Annotated in this window: 1 protein-coding gene; it reads left to right on the forward strand. The window is 75.7% G+C overall.

What is annotated here, in order from left to right:
- Positions 1-196: 196 nt before the first annotated feature.
- Positions 197-1,791, forward strand: a 1,595-nt coding sequence (locus ACYVLP_RS23520) for an HNH endonuclease signature motif containing protein (protein ID WP_460629716.1), incomplete at its 3' end; no start/stop codon positions are given.

Consider the following 1,791-nt stretch of genomic DNA (forward strand, 5'->3'; position numbering starts at 1 on the left):
GACCGCGAGCACCCCGACCGCGAACAGCCCGACCGCGAACAGCCCGACCGCGAGCACCCCGACCGCGAACAGCCCGACCGCGAGCACGGCGAGCACGGGCACCAGCGCGGATGCGGCCGGCGCTGCGCGGGGCGCCGGCGGTAGCGGGCGGCAGACCGAGGAGTCCACCACGGACCCCGAGACCTTCGCCGCGGCCGTGGAGGGCGAGCTGGCCGCGTTCGAGCTCGGGGAGCGGGCCAAGGCCGTCGTGGACGCACGACAGCTGGACGCCCTGGCGCGGATGCACGCCTCGATGAGCGCCGAGTTCCGGGCCCGCGAGGCCCAGACCTGGGTCGGGCGGACCCCGCTGACCGTGCACGAGGCCGTCGTCCTGGAAGTCGTCGCGGCCACCGGGCTGGGCGAGTCCGAGGTCGGGCTGCGTCTGGACCTGGCGATCGCCCCGGCGTCCCGGGCCGGGTTCCTGCGCGAGCAGGTCGCCCTGGGCCGCACCACGATGGCCCGCGCCACCCAGGTCGTGCACGCCACCCGCCACCTCGACGACCAGCACGCCGACACCGTGGCCCGCGCGGTGCTGGCACCGACCCGAGACGGCACCGGCCTCGCCGGTGCGTTGTTCCGGCAGCGGCTGCGCCGGGCCGTCATCGCCGCCGACACCGACCACGCCGCGCGCCGACGCGCCGCGCGGGACAGGATCGGCGCCTTCGCGCAGGTCCACGACGACGGCACCGGCACCCTGACGGTCATCAACGACGCCGAGAAGATCGTGGCCGCCATCGACCGCGCCGACACCGCCGCCCGCGGCGCCCGCGCCGGCGGCGACCCCCGCACCCTGGACCAACTGCGCGCCGACTTCCTCACCGGCGCAGCCATGTTCGCCGGCACGCCGGACCGACCGACCACCTCGTCCACCACATCCAGCACGTCGAGCACGTCGATCACGTCCACGCCGGCCACCAACGGATGGTCCCCACCGCCGGGAACGGCACCGCCGGGAACGGCACTGCCGGAAGCGGCACTGTCGGCCGGGCACCCCAACGCGCGCGACGACGCTGGCGCGGGTGTACCCGCCGATGTAGCGAGCCACGCGCGCGATGGCGCGGTCGGCGGTGTCCCGGGCGGTGTGGAGAGCCACGCCCGCGATGGCGCGGTCGGCGGTGTCCCGGGCGACGTGGAGAGCCACCCGCGCGACGACATGGTCGGCGCCGTCCCGGGCAATGTGGACAGTGACGCGGGCGGCGATGCCGTGGACGACGCGGCCGCTGTGGCGGGCGGTGTCGAGGCGGAGGATGGCGGGTCGGGCGCCGGGTTCTGGCGACGGCCGCCGGCCACGGTCTGGATCATCGTCCCGTTCAGCACCGCCGCCGGCCTGGACGACCAGCCGTGTGAGCTGCCCGGCCACGGCTGGGTCAGCGCCGCCCACGCCCGCCAGATCATCACCGCACCCGGCTCGATCTGGCACACCCTCTACGCCGACGCCCCCACCGGCCACGCCATCCGGCTCACCCACCCCGGCTACCGCCCCACCGCCGAGATCATCCGCCACGTCCAAGCCGTCGACGGCCACTGCCGCGCCCCCGGCTGCACCGTCCCGGCCCACCGCTGCGACCTCGACCACGACATCCCCGCCCCACACGGGCCGACCTCGACCGACAACCTGTCCGCCACCCACCGCCAACACCACCGGATCCGCACCACCGGCCTCTGGACCACCGATCGCGACCCCGACATCGGCACCCTCACCTGGACCACCGCCGCCGGACGCACCTACACCACCCACCCCAAAGACTGGCT

The sequence above is a fragment of the Intrasporangium mesophilum genome (assembly GCF_054783095.1).